Origin of the sequence: Pseudomonas pudica, assembly GCF_015680405.1 — a bacterium.
Lineage (GTDB): Bacteria > Pseudomonadota > Gammaproteobacteria > Pseudomonadales > Pseudomonadaceae > Aquipseudomonas > Aquipseudomonas pudica.
In genome coordinates, this window is the sequence record NZ_JADLJS010000007.1 from 36,341 (window position 1) to 54,917 (window position 18,577).

21 protein-coding genes are annotated in these 18,577 nt (G+C 63.9%); 18 read left to right on the top strand and 3 right to left on the bottom strand.

What is annotated here, in order from left to right:
* The first annotated feature begins 11 nt into the window (after positions 1-11).
* The 9 genes from IRZ77_RS07560 (at position 12) to IRZ77_RS07600 (ending at position 10,387) form a co-directional block, all read left to right on the top strand.
* Complete coding sequence (locus tag IRZ77_RS07560) at positions 12-1,016, top strand: aspartate carbamoyltransferase catalytic subunit (RefSeq protein WP_046613439.1); 1,005 nt, start codon at positions 12-14, stop codon at positions 1,014-1,016.
* Complete coding sequence (locus IRZ77_RS07565; protein ID WP_046613441.1) at positions 1,013-2,284, top strand: dihydroorotase; 1,272 nt, start codon at positions 1,013-1,015, stop codon at positions 2,282-2,284. The genes IRZ77_RS07560 and IRZ77_RS07565 overlap by 4 nt, the downstream gene beginning before the upstream one ends.
* 245 nt (positions 2,285-2,529) lie before the next feature.
* Complete coding sequence (gene hslV / locus IRZ77_RS07570) at positions 2,530-3,060, top strand: ATP-dependent protease subunit HslV (RefSeq protein ID WP_003249309.1); 531 nt, start codon at positions 2,530-2,532, stop codon at positions 3,058-3,060.
* A gap of 76 nt (positions 3,061-3,136) precedes the next feature.
* Positions 3,137-4,480 (top strand): ATP-dependent protease ATPase subunit HslU, encoded by a 1,344-nt coding sequence (gene hslU / locus IRZ77_RS07575; RefSeq protein WP_085599815.1) that lies wholly within the window; start codon positions 3,137-3,139, stop codon positions 4,478-4,480.
* A gap of 188 nt (positions 4,481-4,668) precedes the next feature.
* Positions 4,669-5,046: a gamma-butyrobetaine hydroxylase-like domain-containing protein gene (locus IRZ77_RS07580; RefSeq protein WP_003249306.1), complete on the top strand. Its 378-nt coding sequence runs from the start codon at positions 4,669-4,671 to the stop codon at positions 5,044-5,046.
* Between the two features lie 269 nt (positions 5,047-5,315).
* Entirely contained in the window at positions 5,316-6,995 is a 1,680-nt protein-coding gene (gene phaC / locus IRZ77_RS07585; RefSeq protein ID WP_046613445.1) for a class II poly(R)-hydroxyalkanoic acid synthase, read from the top strand.
* 61 nt (positions 6,996-7,056) lie between these two features.
* Complete coding sequence (gene phaZ, locus IRZ77_RS07590) at positions 7,057-7,908, top strand: poly(3-hydroxyalkanoate) depolymerase (protein ID WP_046613446.1); 852 nt, start codon at positions 7,057-7,059, stop codon at positions 7,906-7,908.
* Positions 7,909-8,076: 168 nt separating this feature from the next.
* Positions 8,077-9,759: a class II poly(R)-hydroxyalkanoic acid synthase gene (gene phaC / locus IRZ77_RS07595; RefSeq protein WP_196173216.1), complete on the top strand. Its 1,683-nt coding sequence runs from the start codon at positions 8,077-8,079 to the stop codon at positions 9,757-9,759.
* 13 nt (positions 9,760-9,772) lie between these two features.
* Positions 9,773-10,387, top strand: coding sequence for a TetR/AcrR family transcriptional regulator (locus IRZ77_RS07600; protein WP_196173218.1), 615 nt, complete (start codon positions 9,773-9,775; stop codon positions 10,385-10,387).
* Between the two features lie 112 nt (positions 10,388-10,499).
* On the opposite strand, the gene IRZ77_RS07605 is transcribed toward IRZ77_RS07600, so the two are convergent.
* The 3 genes from IRZ77_RS07605 to IRZ77_RS07615 form a co-directional block, all read right to left on the bottom strand.
* Positions 10,500-11,300 (bottom strand): phasin family protein, encoded by an 801-nt coding sequence (locus IRZ77_RS07605; protein ID WP_108480791.1) that lies wholly within the window; start codon positions 11,298-11,300, stop codon positions 10,500-10,502.
* 10 nt (positions 11,301-11,310) lie between these two features.
* Positions 11,311-11,730 carry a phasin family protein gene (locus tag IRZ77_RS07610; protein ID WP_085599821.1) on the bottom strand — a complete coding sequence of 140 codons (420 nt, stop codon included), beginning with the start codon at positions 11,728-11,730 and terminating at the stop codon, positions 11,311-11,313.
* 122 nt (positions 11,731-11,852) lie between these two features.
* Entirely contained in the window at positions 11,853-12,128 is a 276-nt protein-coding gene (locus tag IRZ77_RS07615; protein WP_015272091.1) for a polyhydroxyalkanoic acid system family protein, read from the bottom strand.
* 124 nt (positions 12,129-12,252) lie between these two features.
* On the opposite strand from IRZ77_RS07615, the gene ubiE reads away from it, so the two are divergent.
* From ubiE to IRZ77_RS07660, 9 genes are all read left to right on the top strand, one after another.
* The gene (gene ubiE / locus IRZ77_RS07620) at positions 12,253-13,023 is read left to right on the top strand and encodes a bifunctional demethylmenaquinone methyltransferase/2-methoxy-6-polyprenyl-1,4-benzoquinol methylase UbiE (protein ID WP_046613452.1); all 771 of its coding nucleotides are present in this window, start codon (positions 12,253-12,255) and stop codon (positions 13,021-13,023) included.
* Positions 13,023-13,646: a ubiquinone biosynthesis accessory factor UbiJ gene (locus IRZ77_RS07625; protein WP_085599823.1), complete on the top strand. Its 624-nt coding sequence runs from the start codon at positions 13,023-13,025 to the stop codon at positions 13,644-13,646. The genes ubiE and IRZ77_RS07625 overlap by 1 nt, the downstream gene beginning before the upstream one ends.
* Positions 13,643-15,262: a ubiquinone biosynthesis regulatory protein kinase UbiB gene (ubiB, locus tag IRZ77_RS07630; RefSeq protein WP_046613454.1), complete on the top strand. Its 1,620-nt coding sequence runs from the start codon at positions 13,643-13,645 to the stop codon at positions 15,260-15,262. The genes IRZ77_RS07625 and ubiB overlap by 4 nt, the downstream gene beginning before the upstream one ends.
* Positions 15,263-15,334: 72 nt before the next feature.
* Entirely contained in the window at positions 15,335-15,727 is a 393-nt protein-coding gene (hisI, locus tag IRZ77_RS07635) for a phosphoribosyl-AMP cyclohydrolase (RefSeq protein ID WP_013974544.1), read from the top strand.
* 1 nt (position 15,728) lies between these two features.
* Positions 15,729-16,064 (top strand): phosphoribosyl-ATP diphosphatase, encoded by a 336-nt coding sequence (locus IRZ77_RS07640; RefSeq protein WP_013974545.1) that lies wholly within the window; start codon positions 15,729-15,731, stop codon positions 16,062-16,064.
* 171 nt (positions 16,065-16,235) lie between these two features.
* Positions 16,236-16,508 (top strand): twin-arginine translocase TatA/TatE family subunit, encoded by a 273-nt coding sequence (locus IRZ77_RS07645; RefSeq protein ID WP_003259853.1) that lies wholly within the window; start codon positions 16,236-16,238, stop codon positions 16,506-16,508.
* A gap of 3 nt (positions 16,509-16,511) precedes the next feature.
* On the top strand, positions 16,512-16,889 hold the full coding sequence (tatB, locus tag IRZ77_RS07650; RefSeq protein ID WP_025340918.1) for a Sec-independent protein translocase protein TatB: 378 nt from the start codon (positions 16,512-16,514) through the stop codon (positions 16,887-16,889).
* A complete protein-coding gene (gene tatC / locus IRZ77_RS07655; RefSeq protein ID WP_013974546.1) occupies positions 16,886-17,674 on the top strand; it encodes a twin-arginine translocase subunit TatC in 789 nt (262 codons plus the stop codon). The genes tatB and tatC overlap by 4 nt, the downstream gene beginning before the upstream one ends.
* Positions 17,671-18,378, top strand: coding sequence for a 16S rRNA (uracil(1498)-N(3))-methyltransferase (locus IRZ77_RS07660; RefSeq protein ID WP_108480208.1), 708 nt, complete (start codon positions 17,671-17,673; stop codon positions 18,376-18,378). Before tatC ends, IRZ77_RS07660 begins: the two co-directional genes overlap by 4 nt.
* The last annotated feature ends 199 nt before the right edge of the window (positions 18,379-18,577 follow it).

Consider the following 18,577-nt stretch of genomic DNA (forward strand, 5'->3'; position numbering starts at 1 on the left):
AGTCCCCCGCGATGACGCCAATCGACGCCAAGCGCCCGCTGCAGCTCAATGATCAGGGCCAGCTGCGCCACTTCCTCTCGCTCGACGGTTTGCCCCGCGAACTGCTCACCGAGATCCTCGACACTGCCGACTCCTTCCTGGAAGTCGGTGCCCGGGCCGTGAAGAAAGTCCCGTTGCTGCGCGGCAAGACCGTGTGCAACGTGTTCTTCGAGAACTCCACACGTACCCGTACCACCTTCGAACTGGCGGCCCAGCGCCTGTCGGCCGACGTGATCAGCCTGAACGTGTCGACCTCCTCGACCAGCAAGGGCGAAACCCTGTTCGACACCCTGCGCAACCTCGAAGCCATGGCCGCCGACATGTTCGTGGTGCGCCACTCCGATTCCGGGGCCGCGCACTTCATCGCCGAGCACGTGTGCCCGGAAGTTGCCGTGATCAATGGCGGCGACGGCCGGCATGCGCACCCGACCCAGGGCATGCTCGACATGCTCACCATCCGCCGCCACAAGGGCAGCTTCGAGAACCTGTCGGTGGCCATCGTCGGCGACATCCTGCACTCGCGCGTGGCTCGCTCCGACATGCTGGCGCTCAAAGCCCTGGGCTGCCCGGACATTCGCGTGGTCGGCCCGAAAACCCTGATCCCGATCGGTATCGAGCAGTACGGTGTGAAGGTATACACCGACCTTGCCGAAGGCCTGAAGGACGTCGATGTGGTGATCATGCTGCGCCTGCAGCGTGAGCGCATGGCCGGTGGCCTGCTGCCCAGCGAAGGCGAGTTCTACCGCCTGTTCGGCCTGACCACCGCGCGCCTGGCCGGCGCCAAGCCCGACGCCATCGTCATGCACCCGGGCCCGATCAACCGTGGCGTGGAAATCGAGTCGGCGGTGGCCGACGGCAAGCACTCGGTGATCCTCAACCAGGTCACCTACGGCATCGCCGTGCGCATGGCCGTGCTGTCCATGGCCATGAGCGGGCAGAACGCGCAACGTCAATTCGACCAGGAGAACGCCCAGTGACCATCAGTATTCTCGGCGCCCGGGTCATCGACCCCAACAGCGGCCTGGACCAGGTCACCGACCTGCACCTGGACGGCGGCCGCGTTGCCGCCATCGGTGCCGCACCGGCCGGGTTCAGCGCCAGCCGCACGATCCAGGCTGATGGCCTGGTCGCCGCGCCCGGCCTGGTCGACCTCGGCGTGTCCCTGCGCGAGCCGGGCTACAGCCGCAAAGGCAACATCGCCAGTGAAACCCGCGCCGCCGTCGCCGGCGGTGTCACCAGCCTGTGCTGCCCACCGCAGACCAAGCCGGTGCTGGACACCTCGGCCGTGGCAGAACTGATCCTCGACCGCGCCCGCGAGGCCGCCAACAGCAAGGTCTACCCGATCGGCGCCCTGACCAAGGGCCTGGAAGGCGAGCAACTGGCCGAGCTGGTGGCCCTGCGCGACACCGGCTGCGTGGCCTTCGGCAATGGCCTGAAGGAAATCCCCAACAACCGTACCCTGGCCCGCGCCCTGGAATACGCCGCCACCTTCGACCTGACCGTGGTGTTCCACTCCCAGGACCGCGACCTGGCCCACGGTGGCCTGGCCCACGAAGGTGCCATGGCCAGCTTCCTCGGCCTGCCGGGCATCCCGGAAACCGCCGAGACCGTGGCCCTGGCGCGCAACCTGCTGCTGGTGGAACAGACCGGCGTGCGTGCGCACTTCACCCAGATCACCAGCGCCCGCGGCGCGCGGCTGATCGCCCAGGCACAGGCCCTGGGCCTGCCGGTGACCGCCGATGTGGCGCTGTATCAGCTGATTCTCACCGACGAATCGCTGCGCGAGTTCTCCAGCCTGTACCACGTGCAGCCGCCGCTGCGCACCGCCGCCGACCGCGACGGCCTGCGCGAGGCGGTGAAGTCGGGGGTGATCCAGGCGATTTCCAGCCACCACCAGCCGCACGAGCGCGACGCCAAGCTGGCCCCGTTTGGCGCCACCGAGCCGGGCATCAGCAGCGTCGAGCTGCTGTTGCCATTGGCCATGACCCTGGTGCAGGACGGCCTGCTCGACCTGCCAACCTTGCTGGCCCGCCTGAGCAGCGGCCCGGCGGCGGCCCTGCGCCTGCCGGCCGGCGAGCTGAAAGTGGGTGGCGCGGCCGACCTGGTGCTGTTCGACCCGCAAGCCTCGACTGTGGCCGGCGAGCAGTGGTTCTCGCGTGGCGAGAACTGCCCGTTCATCGGCCACTGCCTGCCGGGTGCGGTGCGTTATACCTTGGTCGATGGGCATGTCTGCCACGAGGCCTGAGTAACCCCTGTGGGAGCGGCCTTGTATCGCGATAGGGCCGCAAAGCGGCCCCAGCAATCTATGCATGATGCCGAGAACCTGGGGCCGCTGCGCGGCCCTTTCGCGACGCAAGGCCGCTCCCACATTGACCGCGTACAACCTTGAGCCTGCACCGACCATTCATCCCCCACGGTTGAAATCCTTCCCCCCACCCCCATATGAGTCTGCATCAGGCACTTTCGCCCCGCTGCGTGGAGACTCTCCCCTTGACCACCATCGTTTCTGTCCGCCGTAACGGCAAAGTCGTCATGGGCGGCGACGGCCAGGTATCCCTCGGCAACACCGTGATGAAAGGCAACGCCAAGAAGGTGCGCCGCCTGTACCACGGCCAGGTCATCGCGGGCTTCGCCGGCGCCACCGCCGATGCGTTCACCCTGTTCGAGCGCTTCGAAGGCCAGCTCGAGAAACATCAGGGCCATCTGGTCCGCGCCGCCGTGGAACTGGCCAAGGAATGGCGTACCGACCGTTCCCTGAGCCGCCTGGAAGCCATGCTGGCCGTGGCCAACAAGGACGCCTCTCTGATCATCACCGGCAACGGCGATGTGGTCGAGCCCGAAGACGGCCTGATCGCCATGGGTTCCGGCGGCGCCTACGCCCAGGCCGCAGCCCGCGCCCTGCTGAACAAGACCGACCTCTCGGCCCGTGAAATCGCCGAGACCGCCCTGAACATCGCTGGCGATATCTGCGTGTTCACCAACCACAACCTGACCATCGAGGAGCAGGACCTGGCCGACTGATCAGCTGTTCTGGCGCCTCATCCCGGTGATGGGGTTTTTCCACGCTGATTCATTCCGCCCGAGGACCATTTTCATCATGTCCATGACCCCCCGCGAGATCGTCCACGAACTCAACCGCCACATCATCGGCCAGGACGACGCCAAGCGCGCCGTGGCCATCGCCCTGCGCAACCGTTGGCGGCGCATGCAGCTCCCCGCCGAGCTGCGCACAGAAGTGACCCCGAAAAACATCCTGATGATCGGCCCCACCGGCGTCGGCAAGACCGAGATCGCCCGCCGCCTGGCCAAGCTGGCCAACGCGCCGTTCCTCAAGGTCGAAGCCACCAAGTTCACCGAAGTGGGCTACGTGGGCCGCGACGTCGAGTCGATCATCCGCGACCTGGCCGATGCCGCGCTGAAGATGCTGCGTGAGCAAGAGATCATCCGCGTGCGCCACCGCGCCGAGGACGCCGCCGAAGACCGCATCCTCGACGCCCTGCTGCCGCAGGCGCGGGTCAGCAGCTTCGCCGAGGAAGCCGCGCAGACCAGCACCGACTCCAACACCCGCCAGCTGTTCCGCAAGCGCTTGCGCGAAGGCCAGCTGGACGACAAGGAAATCGAGATCGAAGTGGCCGATGCAGTGGGCGTCGAAATTGCCGCGCCGCCCGGCATGGAAGAAATGACCAACCAGCTGCAGAGCCTGTTCGCCAACATGGGCAAAGGCAAGCGCAAGGCGCGCAAGCTGAAGGTTAAAGAAGCGCTGAAGATGGTTCGCGATGAAGAAGCGAGCCGCCTGGTCAACGAGGAAGAGCTCAAGGCCAAGGCCCTGGAAGCGGTCGAACAGCACGGCATCGTGTTCATCGACGAAATCGACAAGGTTGCCAAGCGCGGTAACGTTGGCGGCGCCGACGTGTCCCGTGAAGGCGTGCAGCGCGATTTGCTGCCGCTGATCGAAGGCTGCACCGTCAACACCAAGCTGGGCATGGTCAAGACCGACCACATCCTGTTCATTGCCTCGGGTGCGTTCCATCTGAGCAAGCCGAGCGACCTGGTGCCCGAACTGCAAGGCCGCCTGCCGATCCGTGTGGAGCTCAAGGCACTGACTCCGGAAGACTTCGAGCGCATCCTGCAGGAGCCGCACGCGTCGCTGACCGAACAGTACCAGGCCCTGCTCAAGACCGAAGGCCTGAACATCGAGTTCCTCGCCGACGGCATCAAGCGCCTGGCCGAAATTGCCTACCAGGTCAACGAGAAGACCGAGAACATCGGTGCCCGCCGCCTGCACACCCTGCTCGAGCGTTTGCTCGAAGAGGTGTCGTTCAGCGCTGGCGACCTGGCCAGCACTCATGACGAAGCGCCGATCCAGATCGACGCAGCGTATGTGAACAGCCACCTGGGTGAGCTGGCGCAGAACGAAGACCTGTCGCGTTACATCCTGTAAGACCGCACGGGGCCGCTTTGCGGCCCAATCGCCGGCAAGCCAGCTCCCACAAGTCAGCGCGGCCCTCAAGGCCAGTGGAGTACCTGTGGGAGCTGGCTTGCCGGCGATTGGGCTGCAAAGCAGCCCCCTTGCACAATCCCCCGAATCTCCCGAAGCTGTACACCATCAGTTCTCCAGAGATTCCAGCCATGGCCCGCCTGCCCACCGCCATCAACCTGCACAAAGCCTCGAAAACCCTCAGCCTCACCTACGCCCCCGGCGAGGTCTACCACTTGCCCGCCGAATTCCTGCGCGTGCACTCTCCCTCCGCCGAGGTCCAGGGCCACGGCAACCCCATCCTGCAGTTCGGCAAGATCAACGTTGGCCTCAGCGGCCTGGAGCCTGCCGGCCAATACGCACTGAAACTGACCTTCGACGATGGCCATGACAGCGGCCTGTTCACCTGGGAATACCTCGAGCAGCTGTGTCTGCGCCAGGAACAGCTGTGGGCCGAGTACCTCGACGAACTGCACAAGGCTGGGAAGTCCCGCGACCCCGCCGAGTCGGTGGTTAAACTCATGCTCTAGCGCAAGGCCTGCGGGATTTAGAGCGCATTTTCTAAAATCATCTGTTTGAATGCCTTACAGACAGCCCAGTGACGGGCTGTCTTGCGCATTACATGAAAGTCGGGTAACCAATGGGGGGTGGCAAGTTCCCTGCATCGAATTGCAGGTAGTCAGCACCCTCGCAGCACCGCTGTTCCTTATCACTGGTCACCCGAGTAGCAGTACCGGGCTCAGAACTGTGCACCCGTCACAGCAACCGGTACTCGTCTCAGGACAACGGAGCGTCGTAGATGAGTAACAAGAACAATGATGAGCTGCAGCGGCAGGCCTCGGAAAACACCCTGGGGCTGAACCCGGTCATCGGTATCCGTCGCAAGGACCTGTTGAGCTCGGCACGCACCGTGCTGCGCCAGGCCGTGCGCCAACCGCTGCACAGCGCCAAGCATGTGGCCCACTTTGGCCTGGAGCTGAAGAACGTGCTGCTGGGCAAGTCCAGCCTTGCCCCGGAAAGCGACGACCGTCGCTTCAATGACCCGGCCTGGAGCAACAACCCGCTTTACCGCCGCTACCTGCAAACCTACCTGGCCTGGCGCAAGGAGCTGCAGGACTGGATCGGCAGCAGCGACCTGTCGCCCCAGGACATCAGCCGCGGCCAGTTCGTCATCAACCTGATGACCGAAGCCATGGCCCCGACCAACACCCTGTCCAACCCGGCAGCGGTCAAACGTTTCTTCGAAACCGGCGGCAAGAGCCTGCTCGATGGCCTGTCCAACCTGGCCAAGGACCTGGTCAACAACGGTGGCATGCCCAGCCAGGTGAACATGGACGCGTTCGAAGTGGGCAAGAACCTGGGCACCAGCGAAGGTGCCGTGGTGTACCGCAACGACGTGCTGGAGCTGATCCAGTACAGCCCCATCACCGAGCAGGTGCATGCCCGACCTCTACTGGTGGTGCCACCGCAGATCAACAAGTTCTACGTATTCGACCTGAGCCCGGAAAAGAGCCTGGCGCGCTACTGCCTGCGCTCGCAGCAGCAGACCTTCATCATCAGCTGGCGCAACCCGACCAAGGCCCAGCGCGAATGGGGCCTGTCCACCTACATCGATGCCCTCAAGGAAGCGGTCGACGCGGTGCTGGCTATTACCGGCAGCAAGGACCTGAACATGCTCGGTGCCTGCTCCGGCGGCATCACCTGCACGGCATTGGTCGGCCACTATGCCGCCCTTGGCGAGAACAAGGTCAATGCCCTGACCCTGCTGGTCAGCGTGCTGGACACCACCCTGGACAACCAGGTCGCCCTGTTCGTCGACGAGCAGACCCTGGAGGCCGCCAAGCGCCACTCCTACCAGGCCGGGGTGCTCGAAGGCAGCGAGATGGCCAAGGTGTTCGCCTGGATGCGCCCCAACGACCTGATCTGGAACTACTGGGTCAACAACTACCTGCTCGGCAACGAACCGCCGGTGTTCGACATCCTGTTCTGGAACAACGACACCACGCGCCTGCCGGCCGCCTTCCACGGCGACCTGATCGAGATGTTCAAGAGCAACCCGCTGACCCGCCCGGACGCCCTGGAAGTGTGCGGCACCCCGATCGACCTGAAGAAAGTGCCGTGCGACATCTTCAGCGTGGCCGGCACCGCAGACCACATCACCCCTTGGCAGTCCTGCTATCGCTCGGCGCACCTGTTCGGCGGCAAGATCGAATTCGTACTGTCCAACAGTGGCCATATCCAGAGCATCCTCAACCCGCCGGGCAACCCCAAGGCGCGCTTCATGACCGGCGCCGATCGCCCGGGTGACCCAGTGGCCTGGCAGGAGAACGCCACCAAGCATGCCGACTCCTGGTGGCTGCACTGGCAGAGCTGGCTGGCCGAGCGCGCCGGCGAGCTGAAGAAGGCGCCGACCCGCCTGGGCAACCGTGCCTATGCCGCAGGCGAAGCCGCCCCAGGCACCTACGTTCACGAACGTTGAGCTGCAGCGCCGTTGCCCCCTGCGGGGCTACGGTGTTCATTTCACCCCATGAGTCACGCGCATGCCGCAACCCTACATCTTCAGGACCGTCGAGCTGGACAATCAGTCCATCCGCACCGCCGTCCGCCCGGGCAAACCGCACCTTACGCCGTTGCTGATCTTCAACGGTATCGGCGCCAACCTGGAGCTGGTGTTTCCGTTCATCGAAGCACTGGACCCGGACCTGGAAGTCATTGCCTTCGATGTGCCCGGGGTCGGCGGCTCGTCCACGCCCCGCCACCCGTATCGCTTCCCCGGTTTGGCCAAACTGACGGCGCGCATGCTCGACTACCTCGACTACGGCCAGGTCAATGTCATCGGCGTGTCATGGGGCGGCGCCCTGGCCCAGCAGTTTGCCCACGATTACCCCGAGCGCTGCAAGAAGCTGGTACTGGCCGCCACTGCGGCCGGTGCGGTGATGGTGCCGGGCAAGCCCAAGGTGTTGTGGATGATGGCCAGCCCGCGGCGTTACGTGCAGCCGTCGCATGTTATCCGCATTGCGCCGATGATCTATGGCGGCGGCTTCCGGCGCGACCCGGAGCTGGCCATGCACCATGCTGCCAAGGTGCGCTCCGGCGGCAAAATGGGCTACTACTGGCAACTGTTCGCCGGGCTTGGCTGGACCAGCATCCACTGGCTGCACAAGATCCAGCAGCCTACCCTGGTGCTGGCTGGCGACGACGACCCGCTGATCCCGCTGATCAACATGCGCCTGCTGGCCTGGCGAATTCCCAATGCCCAGCTACACATTATCGACGACGGCCATCTGTTCCTGATCACCCGGGCCGAGGCCGTCGCGCCGATCATCATGAAGTTCCTTCAGCAAGAGCGTCAGCGTGCCGTCATGCATCCTCGCCCGGCTTCGGGTGTGTGAGGGCGATTTGGGGGCCTGTGGGAGCGGGTTCACCCGCGAAGAATCCAACTCGGTGTATGGCACCGGCTTCGCCGGTGTGCGCGGGTGAACCCGCTCCCACAGAGACCCTGCTAAATCAGTAAGTATGTTTAGTCATGAGGCACCAGGTCAGGACGAGGGAGTGTTGCCATGAAAGACAAACCGGCCAAAGGAACGACAACGCTTCCCGCCACCAGCATGAACGTGCAGAACGCCATCCTCGGCCTGCGCGGTCGTGACCTGATTTCCACGCTGCGCAATGTCAGCCGCCAGAGCCTGCGCCACCCGCTGCACACCGCACATCACCTGTTGGCACTGGGGGGCCAACTGGGCCGGGTGATGCTGGGGGACACACCGTTTCAGCCGAACCCGCGCGATCCGCGCTTCAACGACCCGACATGGAGCCAGAACCCGCTCTACCGGCGCGGCCTGCAGGCCTACCTGGCGTGGCAGAAACAAACTCGCCTGTGGATCGAGGAAAGTCACCTGGACGATGATGACCGGGCCCGTGCGCACTTTCTGTTCAACCTGATCAACGATGCCCTGGCTCCGAGCAACTCGCTGCTCAACCCGTTGGCAGTCAAGGAACTGTTCAACAGCGGTGGCCAAAGCCTGGTACGCGGCATGGCCCATCTGCTCGATGACCTGCGCCACAACAACGGCCTGCCACGCCAGGTCGACGAGCGCGCCTTCGAAGTGGGCGTCAACCTGGCCGCGACCGCCGGCGCCGTGGTGTTTCGCAACGAGCTGCTGGAGCTGATCCAGTACAAGCCGATGAGCGAAAAGCAGTACGCCCGGCCACTGCTGGTGGTGCCGCCACAGATCAACAAGTTCTACATCTTCGACCTCAGCGCGACCAACAGCTTTGTCCAGTACATGCTCAAGAGCGGCCTGCAGGTTTTCATGGTCAGCTGGCGCAACCCCGACCCGCGCCACCGCGAATGGGGCCTGTCCAGCTACGTGCAGGCCCTGGAAGAAGCGCTCAACGCCTGCCGGAGCATCAGTGGCAACCGCGACCCCAACCTGATGGGGGCCTGCGCCGGCGGCCTGACCATGGCCGCGCTGCAGGGCCACCTGCAAGCCAAGCACCAGCTGCGCCGGGTGCGCAGCGCCACCTACCTGGTCAGCCTGCTGGACAGCAAGTTCGAAAGCCCAGCCAGCCTGTTCGCCGACGAGCAGACCATCGAGGCCGCCAAGCGCCGCTCCTACCAGCGCGGCGTGCTGGATGGCGCCGAGGTGGCACGGATCTTTGCCTGGATGCGGCCCAACGACCTGATATGGAACTACTGGGTAAACAACTACCTGCTCGGCAAGACACCACCAGCCTTCGACATCCTGTACTGGAACGCCGACAGCACACGCCTGCCCGCCGCGCTGCATGGCGACCTGCTGGACTTCTTCAAGCTCAACCCGCTGACCCACCCCGCCGGCCTGGAAGTGTGCGGCACACCCATCGACCTGCAGAAGGTCGAACTGGACAGCTTCACCGTGGCCGGCAGCAACGACCACATCACCCCATGGGACGCCGTGTACCGCTCGGCCTTGCTGCTGGGCGGTGACCGGCGCTTCGTGCTGGCCAACAGCGGGCACATCCAGAGCATCATCAACCCGCCCGGCAACCCCAAGGCCTACTACCTGGCCAACCCCAAGCTGTCCAGCGACCCGCGTGCCTGGTTCCACGACGCCAAGCGCAGCGAAGGTAGCTGGTGGCCGTTGTGGCTGGAGTGGATCACCCCACGCTCCGGTCCGCTCAAGCCACCGCGCAGCGAGCTGGGCAATACCACCTACCCACCGCTGGGCCCAGCGCCGGGTACTTACGTGCTGACCCGATGAGCATGCCGACTGGATGAAGACTCGCGACCGAATCCTCGAATGTGCCCTGCAGTTGTTCAACCGGCAGGGCGAACCGAACGTATCCACCCTGGAAATTGCCAACGAACTGGGTATCAGCCCCGGCAACCTCTACTACCACTTCCACGGCAAGGAGCCGTTGGTGCTGGGGCTGTTCGAGCGCTTCGAAGAAGCGCTGATGCCCTTGCTCGACCCGCCGCTGGAGGTACGCCTGGACGCCGAGGATTACTGGCTGTTCCTGCACCTGATCGTCGAACGCATGGCGCAGTACCGCTTCCTGTTCCAGGACCTGTCGAACCTGACTGGGCGCCTGCCCAAGCTGGCCCGCGGCATGCGTAGCCTGATCAACGCGCTCAAGCGCACGCTGGCGGCATTGCTGGCCAGCCTCAAGGGCCAGGGACTGGTGGAGAGCGAGACCCAGGCGCTGGGGCAACTGGTGGAGCAGATCACTTTGACACTGATGTTCTCGCTGGATTATCAGCGGGTACTGGGGCGCGAGGGGGATGTGGGGATTGTGGTGTACCAGGTGATGATGCTGGTGGCGCCGCATTTGCAGGCTCAGGCGCGGGGGGCGGCGGAGCAGTTGGCGGTGCGCTACCTGGAGGGTTAAGCCTGACAGGAATGTATTGCAGCAGCCGACGCATTCGCGGTTGAACCCGCTCCCACAGGTACGGTGCAGTACCTGTGGGAGCGGGTTTACCCGCGAAGAAGGCGACGGGGTATCAGATCAGGGTACCGGTGCCTGTCTGTGCCGAAGGTGGGTTGCTGGCCGGAGCCGCGGTTGGTGCAGGAGCTGCGCTAGCGACCGGAGCGGCGCTGGCCGCTGGGGCTGCCGGCTTGGCGGCTGCCGGTTTCGCCGGTGCTTTCTTCACCGCAGGTTTCTTGGCTGCCGCAGGCTTGGCTGCCGCAGGCTTGGCCGCTGCCGGTTTCGCCGCTGGTTTGGCTGCTACAGGTTTGGCAGCCGCCTTGGTGGCAGGTTTTGCCGCAGCAGTTTTGGCTGCCGGCTTGGCTGCCGCGGTTTTTGCCGCAGGCTTGGCCGCTGCCGTCTTGGCCAGTGGCTTGGCCGCCGCCTTGCTCGCAGCCGGTTTGGCCGCAGCGCGCGACGAAATCGGCGTAACCGAGGCACCGGTGAGTTTCTCGATCTGCTTGGTCAGGCTATCCACTTGCTGGTGCAGGGCCTTGATCTCGTTGCGGCTCGGCACGCCAAGGCGCGAGATGGCGCTGTTCAGGCGCTTGTCGAAGGCCTCTTCGAGTTCGCTCCACTTGCCCAGCGCACGGTCCTTCACGCCCGATACACGCGAAGTGGTCGACGACTTGGCAGTTTCAGCGACATCTTCGGCGGTCTTCTTCGCCTGCTTCTCGGCCTTCTCACCATCCTTCACCAGCGAGTCGAACAGCTTCGGGCCGTCCTGGTCGATCTTCGAATAGATACCAAGCCCAGCCAGCCAGATCTTGCGGGAGTACTTCTCGATCCCGCCGACCCAGGAGCTGCCTTCTTTCTCTGAATTCTTCTTGCCAGCCATCCTGCTCTCCTTATGGTTTGTGCGCGACGCGCTCGAGCAGCTCGTGCAGCTGTTCAAGCTTGATGGACAACGCCTCAACGTCATGTTTAGACGGAATGCCAAGGCGATTCAAGGCGCGACCTACCCGCGCGTCGAAAGCTTTTTCGATCTTGTCCAGTTGAACTTCGACCTTGCCGCGTACGCGACTGACTTCCTGGGTGGCTTCGTCGATCTGGTTGTTGGCAGCATCGAGCTCCTTGTCGATGCGCTTCTTGCCACGCTTCTCGACGCCTTCGCCGGCCTTGACCAGCTCATTGAAGTAGTCGGAGCCTTCATGGCCCACACGCGCATAGGCGCCGATGCCCGCCAGCCAGATTTTGCGCGCGTAGCCGCGCACCTCGCCCAGCGTGCCCGGGGCGTCGTCCTTTTTCTTCACAGTCACTTTGGCCATGCTCTGTACCTCATGCTCATGAGTGGAGGAGAAACCGCCCATGGAGGTTGGGCTTGAGCACAAGGTAGAGAGGGAAATTAGAATCTTCACCCTAAGGTGAAGGAGCATGGCCCGGGAAGGGCTCAGGCCAGGGCTTTGTCCAGCGCCCGCTCGATCTCGCCCTTGATGGTGCCGCTCATCATCGAAAGCATCATGCCCAGCTTCAATTCGACACGGATGCGGTCATCGAAGATGTGCACGCTGCCGTTGGCACCGCTGCGCGCCACGTCGACCCGGTCACCGTTCCAGGTGGCCTTGAGGTCGTACTCGCGGGTCAGTTTGTCGACCAGCGCTTCAGCCTTGGCACGGGCGGCATCGCGGCCGAGGGAATGTTTGCGTTCGACGCTGATCTGGGTCATGCGGGTGTTCCTGAAGATGAAGACATAATGAGCATTATGCCCGCCCCCGCCCACTGGCACACCCCGCCAAGACAAATCCGCCCGTTCGCCCTAGAATGGCGGTAATTTTTTCCGGTGAAGCGATATGAACGACCAGCGCAAAGGCGACCACGCCGAACCCACCACCCATTTCGGTTACCAGGACGTCCCTGAAAGCCAGAAGGCGAAGAAAGTCGCCGAGGTGTTCCACTCGGTAGCGGCCAAGTATGACCTGATGAACGACGTACTTTCCGGCGGCATGCACCGCCTGTGGAAGCGCTTCACCATCGAGCTGTCGGGTGTACGCGCCGGCAATCGTGTACTGGACATCGCCGGCGGTACCGGCGACCTGGCCGCCAAGTTTTCGCGGCTGGTCGGCCCGACCGGCCAGGTAGTGCTGGCCGACATCAACGAATCAATGCTCAAGGTGGGCCGTGACCGCCTGCTCGACCGTGGCGTGGCCGGCAACATCGAGTTCGTCCAGGCCGACGCCGAGAAGCTGCCATTCCCGGACAACCACTTCGACTGCGTGACCATTGCCTTCGGCCTGCGCAACGTCACCCACAAGGACGAAGCCATCCGCTCGATGCTGCGCGTGCTCAAGCCGGGCGGTCGCCTGCTGGTGCTGGAGTTCTCCAAGCCTACCAACAAGCTGATGTCCAAGGCCTACGACGCTTACTCGTTCGCCTTCATGCCGCTGGCCGGCAAGCTGATCACGAACGACTCGGAGAGCTACCGTTACCTCGCCGAGTCGATCCGCATGCACCCCGATCAGGAAACCCTGAAGGCCATGATGGTCGATGCCGGTTTCGACCGCGTCACCTATCACAACATGACCAGCGGCATCGTTGCCGTGCACCGGGGAATCAAACCCTGATGCTGCTGGCCGGGCTGTTCGCCAGCGTCGAACATGGCCTGAACCGCGTCCTGCGCATGGACAGCACGGCACTGCCGCGGCTGGCCGCGCTCGAGGGCAAGGTCATCGAGATCGACTGCCGCCAACCGGCCCTGCAGGTGTTCATCCTGCCCGATGAAGAGGGCCTGATGCTCGCCGCCCACTGGCAAGGCGAGGTCGACTGCAGCCTGCGCGCCCCGGCCGGCAGCCTGGCGCAACTGGCCCTGGCCAGGGACAAGACTGCCGTGCTGCACAGCCCGCAAGTGGAACTGCATGGCGACAGCGCCGTGCTGCTCGACCTGTTCGGTGTGCTGCAGGACCTGGAGCTGGACTGGGAGCACGAGCTGCAACGCTGGCTCGGCCCGGTCGCCACGGCGCTGCTGGCCGGCCACATCCGCCTGCGCGCACGTTGGACCCGTCAGGGCCTGGCGCGCTTCAGCCAGAACCTTTCCGAGTACCTGGCCGAAGAGTCCCGCACTCTGGTCGGCAAGCGCGAAGCCGAAGCCGCCTTCAGCGAGCTCGATGCCCTGAAGCTCGATACAGAACGACTCGAGGCGCGTCTCAAGCGCCTTTCCCGAACCCTTGATACCAGCGATAACGCATGAAGCTGCTCGCCGTCCGCCGTCTATTTCGCATCCAGCGTGTGGTGATCCGCTACCGTCTCGATGACCTGCTGTTCGACCTGCCGCTGCCCTGGTGGCTGATGAGCCTGCGCCTGCTGATGCCGTGGCGCTGGTTGCCGCGCAAGCCGTCCGAGCTCAGCCGTGGCGCGCGCCTGCGCCTGGCCCTGCAGGACCTGGGGCCGATCTTCATCAAGTTCGGCCAATTGTTGTCCACCCGCCGAGACCTGCTGCCCAACGACATTGCCGATGAGCTGATGCTGCTGCAGGACCGCGTGCCGCCGTTCGACCCCAAGCAGGCCGTGGCGCTGATCGAGGCACAGCTAGGCGCCCCGGTAACGCAACTGTTCAGCCGCTTCGACGTCGAGCCGCTGGCATCGGCCTCGGTGGCCCAGGTGCACGCTGCGCGCCTGAAAAGTGGCGAGGAAGTGGTGGTCAAGGTGGTACGCCCGGGCCTGAAGCCGGTGATCGCCCAGGACCTGGCATGGTTGTTCCTGATCGCCAAGGCTGCCGAGCGCGCTTCGGCTGATGCCCGCCGCCTGCACCCTGTGGAAATCGTCGGCGACTACGAAAAAACGATCTACGACGAGCTCGACCTGCTGCGCGAAGCGGCCAACGCCAGCCAGCTGCGGCGCAACTTCGAAGGCTCCGAGCTGATGTACGTGCCCCAGGTGTACTGGGACCTGTGCCGTCCCAAGGTGCTGGTGATGGAGCGCATCTATGGCGTGCCGGTGACCGACATGGCCACCTTGGCCGACCAGCGCACCGACATGAAGCTGCTGGCCGAACGAGGCGTGGAGGTGTTCTTCACCCAGGTGTTCCGCGACAGCTTCTTCCATGCCGACATGCACCCCGGCAACATCTTCGTCAGCACGGTCAAACCATGGAGCCCGCAGTACATCGCCATCGACTGCGGCATCGTCGGCAGCCTGACCGACGAGGACCAGGACTACCTGGCGCGCAACCTGATCGCCTTCTTCAAGCGTGACTACCGCCGCGTCGCCCAGTTGCACATCGACTCGGGCTGGGTGCCGGCGCACACCAAGGTCAACGAGTTCGAAGCGGCGATCCGCACCGTATGCGAGCCGATCTTCGAAAAACCGTTAAAGGATATTTCCTTTGGCCAGGTGCTGATGCGCCTGTTCCAGACCGCCCGGCGCTTCAACATGGAAGTGCAGCCGCAGCTGGTCCTGTTGCAGAAGACCCTGCTCAACATCGAAGGCCTGGGCCGTCAGCTGTACCCGGAGCTGGACCTGTGGAGCACCGCCAAGCCATTCCTCGAGCGCTGGATGCGCGACCGCATGAGCCCCAAGGCCGTGCTCGGCAACATCCACAGCCAGGTCGAGCAACTGCCGCACCTGGCAGACATGGCCCGCGACCTGCTCGAGCGCCTGTCGCAACCGCACCTGCACGATCCGCAACTGCCGGAGCGGCGCCGCCAGGGCGACCGTTGGGCGCTGCGCCTGCTCGGCGCCGGCCTGCTCGGCGGTGGTGCGGTACTGGCCGCTGGTGCCGCCGCAGATGCCAGCCTGGCCGCCCCTGCCGCCTGGCCGGCCTGGCTGATGCTGGCCGCCGGCCTTTACCTGATCGTGCGCCAATAGCCAGCCGCGCCCATGGCTGGCACACTAGCGCAAAGGGCCCGGCACAGGAGCGGGCCCGCTTTGGAGTCGACGATGAAAGACTGGCTGGACGAGATCAAGTGGAACAGCGAGGGCCTGGTACCGGCGATCGCCCAGGACCACAAGACCGGACGCGTGCTGATGATGGCCTGGATGAACCGCGAATCGCTGGCCCTGACCGCCGCCGAGCAACGCGCCATCTACTGGTCGCGTTCGCGTGGCAAGCTGTGGCGCAAGGGTGAGGAGTCCGGGCATGTGCAGAAGCTGCATGAAATGCGCCTGGACTGCGATGCCGATGTGATCATTCTGATGGTCGAGCAACTGGGCCATATCGCCTGCCATACCGGCCGGGAAAGCTGCTTCTACCGCGTCTTCGAAGACGGCCAGTGGAAAACCGTCGACCCGGTCCTGAAAGACCCGGATGCCATCTACAGCGCAGGACACTGACATGAGCGACACCCTCAACCGCCTTGCCGAAGTGCTTGAAGAACGCAAGCAAGCGGCGCCCGACAGCTCCTACGTGGCCAGCCTGTACCACAAGGGCCTGAACAAGATCCTCGAAAAGCTCGGCGAAGAGTCGGTCGAGACGATCATTGCCGCCAAGGACGCGGCGGTCAGCAAGGATTACAGCGATGTCATCTACGAAACCGCCGACCTGTGGTTTCATAGCCTGGTAATGCTCAGCGCGCTGGGCCAGCATCCACAGGCCGTGCTAGATGAGCTGGAACGCCGTTTCGGGCTTTCCGGGCATGATGAGAAGGCGGCTCGACAGCCGTCTGCCTGATGTAATTTAAGTGCGCGGGGCCCCTCTCTTTTTTGTGGGAGCGGGTTCACCCGCGAAGAATGCGACGTGGTGTATGGCACCGGCTAAGCCGGTGTTCGCGGGTGAACCCGCTCCCACAGGGACCGCGTTGCCAGAACAATTCGCTTTACATGTAAAATTCAGGAGTACGAAATGGGTATCTTTGACTGGAAACACTGGATCGTCCTGCTGGTGGTCGTGGTCCTGGTGTTCGGCACCAAGAAGCTGAAGAATTTCGGCAGTGACCTGGGCGAGTCGATCAAAGGCTTCCGCAAGGCCATGAGCGATGAAGAGAACAAGCCGGCCGAGCAGACCCCGCCGCCTGCCCAACCCGTTCCACCAGTGCAGAATACTGCCCAGCAGAACCAGGGCCACACCATCGAAGGCCAGGCCCAGCCGGTCCAAGAGCCGCAGCGGAAAGACTGACCTATGTTCGGCATCAGTTTCAGCGAGCTGCTGCTCGTCGGCCTGGTCGCCCTGCTGGTGCTCGGCCCCGAGCGCCTGCCCGGTGCCGCGCGCACGGCAGGCCTGTGGATCGGCCGGCTCAAACGCAGCTTCAACAGCATCAAGATGGAAGTGGAACGCGAAATCGGCGCCGACGAAATCCGCCGCCAGCTGCATAACGAACACATCCTGCAGATGGAAGAGGAGGCCAAGCGCATCCTCAACCCGATGACGCCACCGGCGCAGCCACCTGTTACCACCGCAACCGTTCAGCCGCCCGCCGGGCTCGAAGCCAGGCCGGTCGAGACCGCTGCCACCCCGGCCACGCCTTCTGAACCGCCTCAACCGCCGCGAGCCCCATGAGCGAAAATCCGGAACACGACCAGCCAATGCCGCTGGTTTCGCACCTGACCGAACTGCGCACCCGCCTGCTGCGTTGCGTTGCCGTCATTTTCCTGATCTTTGCCGGGCTGTTCTCCTTTGCCCAGCAGATCTACACCCTGGTCTCCGCGCCGCTGCGCGAGCACTTGCCGGCCAATGCCACGATGATCGCCACCGACGTGGCCTCTCCGTTCCTCACGCCGTTCAAGCTAACCATGATCGTCTCGCTGTTCCTGGCGATCCCGTTCATCCTGCAGCAGATCTGGGGCTTCATCGCACCCGGGCTGTACCGGCATGAAAAGCGCATTGCCATTCCGCTGCTTGTTTCCAGCATCTTCCTGTTCTACGCCGGCATGGCCTTCGCCTATTTCCTGGTGTTCCCGCTGATCTTCGGCTTCTTCGCCAGCGCCACACCGGAAGGCGTGTCGATGATGACCGACATCGCCAGCTACCTCGACTTCGTGATGACGCTGTTCTTCGCCTTTGGCGTGGCCTTCGAAATCCCGGTAGCGGTGGTGCTGCTGGTATGGATCGGCGTGGTCGACGTCAAGTACCTGAAGAAGATTCGCCCCTACGTGATCATCGGCTGCTTCGTGGTCGGCATGGTCCTTACCCCACCGGACATCTTCTCTCAGACCCTGCTGGCCGTACCCATGTGGCTGCTGTTCGAGATCGGCGTGCTGTGCGGCAGTCTGATCCGCAAGCGCAGCGCCCACGACGAAACCGCCAACGACCACAACGACCAGCCACCAGCGACCCAACCGTGAACCTGTTGCTCCTTGAAGAGGCCGACTTCGTGTCGGCCGAACGCGTCGTTCTCGCAGACCGGCGTTTCACCCACATGCAGGACATCCACCGTGTAGCGGTGGGCGACAACCTGCGCGTGGGCCGTATCAACGGCCTGATGGGAAAGGCCACGGTGCTGCGCCTGGAAAGGCACGAAGCCGAACTTGAAGTCGTCTTTGACCAGCAGCCACCGGCCAAGCTGCCGCTGACACTGGTGCTGGCCGTACCTCGGCCGAAAATGCTGCGCCGGCTGTTCCAGACCGTATCTACCCTTGGCGTGCCGCGGCTGATTTTGCTGAACAGCTACAAGGTCGAGAAAAGCTTCTGGCAAACACCCTTCCTGCACCCGGACAGCATTCGCGAGAACCTCATCCTGGGCCTGGAACAAGCCCGCGACACTGTGCTGCCCGAAGTGATCATCGAGAAGCGCTTCAAGCCGTTCGTCGAAGACCGCCTGCCGGCCATCGCCGCAGGCACCCTGGGCCTGGTCGGGCACCCCGGCCCCTACCCCGCCTGCCCGCGCGCAGTGGAGCAGCCAGTGACCCTGGCCATTGGCCCGGAGGGCGGCTGGATCCCCTACGAGGTGGACCTGCTGGGCAAGGCCGGCCTGGCTCCGGTCCAGCTGGGCGACCGCATCCTGCGGGTAGAAACCGCGGTGACAGCGTTGCTTTCACGGATTTTCTGACACACAAGTCAACTTTCACCCATAAAGTTTCCCTTCCCCAGGCCGATTGTCTTGGCAACACAACAATTAATCGTGCTGCCAAGGCGCCGGGGAGTCGTACATGTATCAATGGTTCGCCCAATCATTGGGCAATGTGAGCGTCAATCGCAAACTGGGGCTGGGCTTCGGCTTGGTGCTGCTGTTGACACTGGCCATCACC

Coding starts and splice junctions, on each gene's coding strand:
- IRZ77_RS07560 (WP_046613439.1), top strand. CDS start 12: ATGACGCCAATCGACGCCAAGCGCCCGCTGCAGCTCAATGATCAGGGC.
- hslU (WP_085599815.1), top strand. CDS start 3,137: ATGTCCATGACCCCCCGCGAGATCGTCCACGAACTCAACCGCCACATC.
- IRZ77_RS07580 (WP_003249306.1), top strand. CDS start 4,669: ATGGCCCGCCTGCCCACCGCCATCAACCTGCACAAAGCCTCGAAAACC.
- phaC (WP_046613445.1), top strand. CDS start 5,316: ATGAGTAACAAGAACAATGATGAGCTGCAGCGGCAGGCCTCGGAAAAC.
- phaZ (WP_046613446.1), top strand. CDS start 7,057: ATGCCGCAACCCTACATCTTCAGGACCGTCGAGCTGGACAATCAGTCC.
- phaC (WP_196173216.1), top strand. CDS start 8,077: ATGAAAGACAAACCGGCCAAAGGAACGACAACGCTTCCCGCCACCAGC.
- IRZ77_RS07600 (WP_196173218.1), top strand. CDS start 9,773: ATGAAGACTCGCGACCGAATCCTCGAATGTGCCCTGCAGTTGTTCAAC.
- IRZ77_RS07605 (WP_108480791.1), bottom strand. CDS start 11,300: ATGGCTGGCAAGAAGAATTCAGAGAAAGAAGGCAGCTCCTGGGTCGGC.
- IRZ77_RS07610 (WP_085599821.1), bottom strand. CDS start 11,730: ATGGCCAAAGTGACTGTGAAGAAAAAGGACGACGCCCCGGGCACGCTG.
- IRZ77_RS07615 (WP_015272091.1), bottom strand. CDS start 12,128: ATGACCCAGATCAGCGTCGAACGCAAACATTCCCTCGGCCGCGATGCC.
- ubiE (WP_046613452.1), top strand. CDS start 12,253: ATGAACGACCAGCGCAAAGGCGACCACGCCGAACCCACCACCCATTTC.
- IRZ77_RS07625 (WP_085599823.1), top strand. CDS start 13,023: ATGCTGCTGGCCGGGCTGTTCGCCAGCGTCGAACATGGCCTGAACCGC.
- ubiB (WP_046613454.1), top strand. CDS start 13,643: ATGAAGCTGCTCGCCGTCCGCCGTCTATTTCGCATCCAGCGTGTGGTG.
- hisI (WP_013974544.1), top strand. CDS start 15,335: ATGAAAGACTGGCTGGACGAGATCAAGTGGAACAGCGAGGGCCTGGTA.
- IRZ77_RS07640 (WP_013974545.1), top strand. CDS start 15,729: ATGAGCGACACCCTCAACCGCCTTGCCGAAGTGCTTGAAGAACGCAAG.
- IRZ77_RS07645 (WP_003259853.1), top strand. CDS start 16,236: ATGGGTATCTTTGACTGGAAACACTGGATCGTCCTGCTGGTGGTCGTG.
- tatB (WP_025340918.1), top strand. CDS start 16,512: ATGTTCGGCATCAGTTTCAGCGAGCTGCTGCTCGTCGGCCTGGTCGCC.
- tatC (WP_013974546.1), top strand. CDS start 16,886: ATGAGCGAAAATCCGGAACACGACCAGCCAATGCCGCTGGTTTCGCAC.